Raw genomic sequence first — 7,448 nt, 5'->3', positions numbered from 1 at the left:
CAGGAAGACCGAGCCCCACCAGAAGTGCTCCACCAGGACCCCGCTCATCACCGAGCCCAGCGCGATGCCGCCGGTCATCACGCCGGACCACAGCCCGATCGCCTTCGCCCGCTCGCCGGGGTCGGTGAACATCGTGCGCAGCAGCGCCATGGTCGACGGCATCAGGGTCGCGCCGCCGACACCGAGCACCGCGCGGGCCGCGATCAGGGTCGCCGCGCTGTCGGCGTAGGCGGCGAGGACGGAGGCGGCGCCGAAGGCGGCGGCCCCCGTCAGCAGCAGCCGACGGCTGCCGAAGCGGTCGCCGAGCGCGCCCATCGTCATCAGCAGCCCGGCCAGGACGAAGCCGTAGACGTCGAAGATCCACAGTTGCTGGGTGCCGCTCGGCCGGAGGTCGGCGCTGATCGCGGGGGTCGCGAAATACAGCACCGAGACGTCCATCGAGACCAGCAGCAGCGGCAGCATCAGCACGCCCAGCGCGGTCCACTCGCGGCGTCCGGCGCGAACGGGCTTGTCCTGGAAGGGGGTTGGGGTGGTGCTCGTCGGATTCACCATGCCGAGGAATGTACGCGCGTCTTAAACGCTTGTCTAGAACGACTGTATAAGTCATGCGTCTAGGACGCTTGTATGGCTCCCGGTACGCTGACCGGCATGGGACACCGTGAGGATCTGCTCGAAGGCGCCAAGCGCTGCCTGCTCGCCAAGGGGTTCGCCCGGACCACGGCGCGCGACATCGTGAAGGAGTCCGGCACCAACCTGGCCTCCATCGGCTACCACTACGGCTCGAAGGACGCGCTCCTGGCGCGGGCGTACGTCTCCCTCGTCGAGGCGATGGGTGACACGTTCGAGGGGGAGGCGACCGGCGAGAGCGCCACGCCGCCCGGCTCCACCGAGCGGTTCGAGGAGGTGTGGTCGAACATCATCGGCACCATGCGCGAACCGGGCTCGATCTGGCGGCTCAGCATGGAGGTCGTGACCATGGGCGACCAGATGCCCGAGGTCCGCGACCATCTGGCCACGGCCCAGCGGGAGGCGGGGCGCGGTCTCATCCCCCTGCTCATGGGCGGCCGCGAGGAGGACGTCACGGACGAGACCGCCGACACCCTCGGCGCGTTCTACGTGACCCTCATGACCGGCCTCATCGCGCAGTGGTCCTTCGACCCGAAGTCCGCGCCCACCGCCGACCGCCTGACCGAGGGGCTGCGCCAGATCGTCGCTGCGGCCCGGAAGGGCTGACCCCTCAGCCCAGCCGCGCCCGCTTCAGCGCCATGTGCAGCAGCAGCCGGTCCTCGCCGTCGTCCAGGTCGAGACCGGTCAGCCGCTCCACCCGGGACAGCCGGTAGTACAGCGTCTGCCGGTGGATGCCCAGCTCGGCGGCGGCCCGGCCCGCCTGGCCCGCGCGGTCGAGATAGACCTCGGCGGTGCGGGCCAGCTCCTGATGGGCGGGGGAGAGGAGCGGCAGCACCACCGGGTCCTGGACCGCGCTCGGCGGCAGCGTGGTGAGCAGCCGGTACGGCCCGATCCCGCGCCACTGGGCGACCGGCCCGAACCTCGGTTCGGCCAGCGCGGCCCGCGCCGCGGCCGACGCCTCCCGCCAGACGGCACCGAGTTCCGCGATCCCGCTCCGGGGCTCACCGATGCCGACCCCGACACCGGACCCGGATCCAGACCCGACCCCGGACCCTGCCCCGCCCGCGCGGCCCCCGCCCTGCGCGCCCTCCGCCTCCTGCACCAGCCGCGCCGCCGCCGTCAGCGCCGGGGCCGTCACGTCCGTGCTGCGCAGTCGCACCAGCACCGCGAGGCCCTGCCCGGTGGCACCCCACGGCACCGTGCACAGCGCGGTCGCGTGCGGGACTGTACGCACCGAGGGGGCGTCGTCGGGGTCGGCCGAGGGCCAGGGGGCCACGCAGACCACGGTGTGCGGGCCGTCGGCGCGCGGGCCGAGTGCGGTGCGCAGCTCGGTCACCGCCATGTCCCGCTGCCAGCCCTCCCCGGCGGTCAGCACCGCCCGCAGCTCCCGGCCCAGCCCCGCACCGGCCCGCGCCTCGTCCGCGAGGAGCGCGCCGATCCGGCCGGTCACCTGCATGGCGGCGGCCAGCTGAGCATCGGTCGGGCCCGGGTCGTAGTCCAGCAGCCAGACATAGCCGAGGACGACACCCCGATGGCGTACCGGGAGGCAGATCCTTCCCCGGTACACCCCGGCCTCCGGAGTGGGCGGGATGCGCACCGGCGCCGTCGCGCGGGTGATGCCGAAGCCCTCGAACCACGTCCGCACCGCCGCCGTCGAACGCCGGGTCAGGATCGAGCGGGCGCGCACCGGGTCCAGGGCCGTGGGATCGAGGTCGCCCTCGCTGTCGTACGCCCCGAAGGCGATCAGCTCGAAGTCCCGGCTCTCCAGAGTCGCCGGGGCGTCCAGCAGTTCCGAGATCTCGTCCACCAGCTCCTGGTAGTCGCCTCGGTGAAACGATCCGGTATCCGCCGCCACCCGGGCATTCTGCCGCATATCCGAGGGGCCTTCATACATCTGTCTGAGATCGGGGGAACGGATGCGTGACAGCTGTCGATGGCCGACCATCGGAGAGATCCTTAGGTTTCACGGTGGTTCTCCGCGCCGTTGCCGCATCGTCGGCCGACGGCCGGCTTGGTGCTTGTGCTGTTGGAGGTGCCCCGTGCTGGGTCCTGTGATTCTCGCCGCGTCGCGCAGCGACCGGATGCGCCGTCTCGTCACGGCGGCCCCCGTGACGAAGCAGGTCGTCGACCGCTTCATCCCCGGCGAGGGCGTGGACGACATCGTCCCGATCATCGAGGACCTGACCGCCCGGGGCCTCCAGCTGACGATGGACGTCGTCGGCGAGGACATCACCACCCCCGAGCAGGCCTACGCCGCCCGCGACGCCTACCTCGCGCTGATCGACCGCCTCGCGATGCTCGACTTGGGCGAGAAGGTCGAGATGAGCGTCAAGCTCTCCATGTTCGGACAGGCGCTGGACGGCGGCCACGAGCTGGCCCTCTCGAACGTCCGCCCCGTCGTCGAGGCGGCCGCCGCCATCGGCACGACGGTGACGCTGGACGCCGAGGACCACACCACCCTCGACTCGATGTTCGCCATCCACGAGGAGCTGCGGAAGGACTTCCCGCAGACCGGCTGCGTCATCCAGGCCTACCTCTTCCGCACCGAGGCCGACGCCCGCCGTCTCGCCGCCGCGGGCAGCCGGGTGCGCCTGGTCAAGGGCGCCTACAAGGAGCCCGCCGAGGTCGCCTACCAGCAGAAGCACGAGATCGACAAGGCGTACGTGCGCGTCCTGCGGACCCTGATGGAGGGCGACGGCTACCCGATGATCGGGTCCCACGACCCGCGCCTCATCGCCATCGCCCAGGAACTGGCCCACCGCGCCGGCCGTAAGCTCGACGAGTACGAGTTCCAGATGCTCTACGGCATCCGGAGCGAGGAGCACCTGCGGCTCGCCGCCGAGGGCCACCGGATGCGTGTCTACACCGCCTACGGCACCGACTGGTACGGCTACTTCATGCGGCGTCTCGCGGAGAAGCCGGCGAACCTGCGCTTCTTCCTGCGCTCGATGGTCAGCACGGGCTGAACCCCACCACCCGCTCGGCCGCGCCCCCCACCACCCGCTCACATCAAGGAGTTACGGAACCCATGGACGCTGTGACCCAGGTCCCCGCCCCCGTCAACGAGCCGGTGCACGGCTACGCCCCCGGCACGCCCGAGCGCGCCCGGCTGGAGGCCAAGCTCAAGGAGCTGGCCGAGAACCCGGTCGACCTGCCGATGACCATCGGTGGCGAGAAGCGGATGGGCGGCGGCGAGCCGTTCCAGGTCGTCCAGCCGCACAACCACAAGGCCGTCCTCGGCACCCTGCGCAACGCCACCAAGCAGGACGCCCAGGACGCGATCGACGCCGCCCTGGCCGCCGCCCCGGCCTGGCGCGCGATGTCCTTCGACGACCGCGCCGCGATCATCCTGCGCGCCGCCGAGCTGCTGGCCGGCCCCTGGCGCGAGACCATCGCCGCCTCCACCATGCTCGGCCAGTCCAAGACCGCCCAGCAGGCCGAGATCGACAGCCCCTGCGAGCTCGTCGACTTCTGGCGCTTCAACGTGCACTACGCCCGCCAGATCCTGGCCGAGCAGCCCCCGGCCAACTCCCCGGGCGTGTGGAACCGTATGGACCACCGCCCGCTGGAGGGCTTCGTCTACGCGATCACGCCGTTCAACTTCTCGGCCATCGCCGCCAACCTGCCCACCGCGCCCGCCCTCATGGGCAACGTGGTGGTCTGGAAGCCGTCCCCGACCCAGACCCACGCCGCCGTGCTGCTCATGCAGCTCCTTGAGGAGGCCGGGCTGCCCAAGGGCGTCATCAACCTGGTCACCGGCGACGGCATCGCGGTCTCCGAGGTCGCCCTGGAGCACCGCGACCTCGCGGGCATCCACTTCACCGGCTCGACCAAGACCTTCCAGTACCTGTGGAAGACGGTCGGCAACAACATCGAGAAGTACCGCGCCTACCCGCGCCTCGTCGGCGAGACCGGCGGCAAGGACTTCGTGGTCGCGCACCCCTCCGCCGACCGCGCCGTGCTGAAGACCGCCCTGACCCGGGGTTCCTTCGAGTACCAGGGCCAGAAGTGCTCGGCCACCTCCCGCGCCTACATCCCGGCCTCCATCTGGAACTCCGGTTTCAAGGAGCAGTTCGCTGCCGAGGTCGACGGTCTGACCATGGGTGACGTCACCGACCTGTCGAACTTCATCGGCGCGGTCATCGACGAGCGCTCCTTCGCCAAGAACAAGGACGCCATCGACCGCGCGAAGCAGGACCCCACCTGCACGATCGTCGCGGGCGGCACCTACGACGACTCGGTCGGCTACTTCGTCCGCCCGACCGTCGTCGAGTGCACCGACCCGGAGAACGAGGTGTTCCGCACCGAGTACTTCGGCCCGTTCCTCGCCGTCCACGTCTACGAGGACGACAAGTACGACGAGATGCTGACCCAGATGGAGTCCGTCTCCGACTACGCCCTCACCGGCTCGGTCATCGCCAACGACCGCGCGGCGGCGGCGTACACGATGGAGAAGCTCCGCTACGCGGCGGGCAACTTCTACATCAACGACAAGTCCACCGGCGCCGTCGTCGGCCAGCAGCCCTTCGGCGGCGGCCGCGCCTCCGGCACCGACGACAAGGCCGGCGCCCCGCAGAACCTGATGCGCTGGACCCTGACCCGCGCCATCAAGGAGACCCTGGTCCCGCCGACCGAGTACGGCTACCCGCACATGGGCTGACCTTCCCGGTGAACCGGCCCGGCAGGCCCCGACCACGAGTCGGGACCTCCCGGGCCGTTCCCGTACCCCGCCCGTGTCCGTCCGGCCGCTGCTAGCGTCCGCGCCATGGACCCCTTCTCCCTCTCCTGGACGGCGTTGCGCGAGACGGTGGCCGCCCTCCCGGACCCGGACTTCGCCCGCCCCTCCGGCTGTACGGGCTGGCTCGTCCGGGACCTGGTCTGCCACCTGGTCGTCGACGCCCAGGACGTCCTGATCACCCTGGTCACGCCCGCCGACACGCCCCCGACGCACGACGCGGCGACCTACTGGACCGTCACCGACACCCCGCCCACCGGCGACGATCCGCTCGATGCCCTGACCGTCCGGCTGGCGGCGGCGTACGAGGACCCGGCGCTGCTCAAGTTCCACCTGGACGACGTGGGCTCGGCGGCGGGTCGCGCGGCGCGACTGGCGGACCCTGCCACCCGGGTCGCCACCCAGGACATGGTCCTCACCACCGCCGACTACCTCTCGGCGTACGTCCTGGAGTGGACCCTCCACCACCTGGACCTCGTCGCCCACCTCCCGGACGCGCCGTCCCCGCCCGCCGAGGGCCTGGCCCACTCCCGCGCCCTGCTGGAGCGGATCACGGGAGAGCCGTTCCCCACCGGGATGTCCGACACGGACGCGCTGCTGCTCGGCACGGGCCGCCGTACGCCGACGGGCGGGGAGCGGGCCCAACTCGGCACTCTGGCCAACCGGTTGCCGTTCGTCATCGGCTGAGGCTGAGGCTGAGGCTGAGGCTGAGGTGCCCCGTCTCACCCCTTGCGCACCAGGATCTTCCCCGTGTTGCCCCCGCGCAGCATCAGCAGGAACGCCTCCACGATCCGGTCGAAGCCGTCCACCACCGTCTCGTCCAGGGACAGTTCTCCGGTCAGCAGCCGCGGTACGGCGAAGTCGTACAGCTCCTCCTGCGCGTCGCGGTGGCCGCTCACCAGGAAGCCTTCGATGCGCAGGCTCTTCTCCACGACATCGGCGTGGTTGAAGACGACCGGCGGTGCGGCAGGGCCGTTGTACTGGCTGATCGTGCCGACCCGCACCACGCGCCCCCGCTCGCGCAGCGCGCCGATCGCCGCGCCGAGGTGGTCGCCGCCGACGTTGTCCACGAAGAGATCGATGCCGTCCGGGGCCGCCTCGGCGAGAAGAGCGGAAACCGGGCCGTCGTGATAGTCGAAGGCGGCGTCGTAACCGACGTGCTCCGTCAGGTACTTGGCCTTCTCCGGCGAGCCCGCACTGCCGATCAGGCGCCCCGCGCCGAGGAGTCGGGCGAAGCGGCCGGTCGCCGTGCCGACACCGCCCGCCGCGCCGGACACGAACACGTCGTCGCCGGGGCGCAGTTGGGCGATGCGGGTGAGCGCCACGTACGCGGTCAGGCCGGTCCCGCCGAGCACGCCCAGGTACGCCGACAGCGGCACGCCCGGGTGATGGGGGAGCCTGCGGACCTCGTCGGGGCGGACCACGGCGTGCGTGCGCCAGCCGTGTCGGTGGAACACGACTTCTCCCTCGGGGAGTTCAGGGGTGCGCGAGGCGACGACCCGGCCGAGGGTGCGGCCCTCCAGCGGGGCGTTCAGGGCGAAGTCGCCGTCCATCATCTCGCGGTGGTACGGGTCCACCGACCACCAGAGGTTCTCCACCAGGGCCGTACCGGGCGCCGGTTCGGGCACGGGGGACTCCGCGAACCGGAAGTGGGCGGCGGTCGGGAAGCCGTCCGGGCGGGCGGTCTGCTGCACGGTGAGCGCGGTCTCGGTCATGTCCGGGACCGTAGGCGGGGAATGGCGGGGCCGGGCAGGGGGTTGGGCTCATGCGACGCGGCGATCCATGAGCTGCGCTCATACCGGCAGGCGGGAGCCTCGACATGACAGCAGCAGACCTCGCCCCGCAGGAGCTGCGGACTCTGGTCGCCGTGGCCGAGGAGGGCGGGTTCTCCGCCGCCGCCGTCCGGCTCGGCACGACCCAGTCCGCCGTCTCGCACGCCGTGCGCGGCATCGAGGGCAAGCTGGGCGTCGTCCTGTTCGAGCGCGGCCGGTTCGGCGCCCGGCCCACCCCCGCCGGGGAGCGGGCCACCGCCCACGCGCGGCGCGTGCTGCGGATGCTCCAGGCCCTGGCCGCCGACGCCCGGGGC

General features: G+C 71.7%; 8 protein-coding genes. 5 read left to right on the top strand and 3 right to left on the bottom strand.

The genetic code is table 11. The features are described 5' to 3' along the window. The coding region (locus tag GTW40_RS28360) for an MFS transporter (protein WP_161182993.1) at positions 1–552 on the bottom strand (552 nt) is incomplete at its 3' end. A 96-nt stretch (positions 553–648) separates the two neighbouring features. On the opposite strand from GTW40_RS28360, the gene GTW40_RS28355 reads away from it, so the two are divergent. Beyond that, entirely contained in the window at positions 649–1,233 is a 585-nt protein-coding gene (locus tag GTW40_RS28355; protein WP_161182992.1) for a TetR/AcrR family transcriptional regulator, read from the top strand. 4 nt (positions 1,234–1,237) lie between these two features. Here the strand turns inward: GTW40_RS28355 and GTW40_RS28350 are convergent, their stop codons facing one another. Next, complete coding sequence (locus GTW40_RS28350) at positions 1,238–2,500, bottom strand: helix-turn-helix domain-containing protein (protein ID WP_161182991.1); 1,263 nt, start codon at positions 2,498–2,500, stop codon at positions 1,238–1,240. Positions 2,501–2,666: 166 nt separating this feature from the next. Here GTW40_RS28350 and GTW40_RS28345 point away from each other — a divergent pair, with 166 nt between their 5' ends. The 3 genes from GTW40_RS28345 (at position 2,667) to GTW40_RS28335 (ending at position 6,049) form a co-directional block, all read left to right on the top strand. After that, a complete protein-coding gene (locus tag GTW40_RS28345; RefSeq protein ID WP_161182990.1) occupies positions 2,667–3,593 on the top strand; it encodes a proline dehydrogenase family protein in 927 nt (308 codons plus the stop codon). A 62-nt stretch (positions 3,594–3,655) separates the two neighbouring features. Then, the gene (gene pruA / locus GTW40_RS28340; RefSeq protein ID WP_161182989.1) at positions 3,656–5,287 is read left to right on the top strand and encodes an L-glutamate gamma-semialdehyde dehydrogenase; all 1,632 of its coding nucleotides are present in this window, start codon (positions 3,656–3,658) and stop codon (positions 5,285–5,287) included. 105 nt (positions 5,288–5,392) lie between these two features. Continuing rightward, positions 5,393–6,049: a maleylpyruvate isomerase N-terminal domain-containing protein gene (locus GTW40_RS28335; protein ID WP_161182988.1), complete on the top strand. Its 657-nt coding sequence runs from the start codon at positions 5,393–5,395 to the stop codon at positions 6,047–6,049. A gap of 35 nt (positions 6,050–6,084) precedes the next feature. Here GTW40_RS28335 and GTW40_RS28330 read toward each other — a convergent pair whose 3' ends face one another. Then, the gene (locus GTW40_RS28330) at positions 6,085–7,077 is read right to left on the bottom strand and encodes an NADP-dependent oxidoreductase (protein ID WP_161182987.1); all 993 of its coding nucleotides are present in this window, start codon (positions 7,075–7,077) and stop codon (positions 6,085–6,087) included. 104 nt (positions 7,078–7,181) lie between these two features. Here GTW40_RS28330 and GTW40_RS28325 point away from each other — a divergent pair. Further along, positions 7,182–7,448: LysR family transcriptional regulator (locus GTW40_RS28325; RefSeq protein ID WP_161182986.1), on the top strand; the 267-nt coding region annotated here is incomplete at its 3' end.

This window comes from Streptomyces sp. SID4985 (assembly GCF_009863025.1).
Lineage (GTDB): Bacteria > Actinomycetota > Actinomycetes > Streptomycetales > Streptomycetaceae > Streptomyces.
Note: the sequence above shows the minus strand (reverse complement) of the source record. Positions and strands in the feature narration are given on the sequence as shown.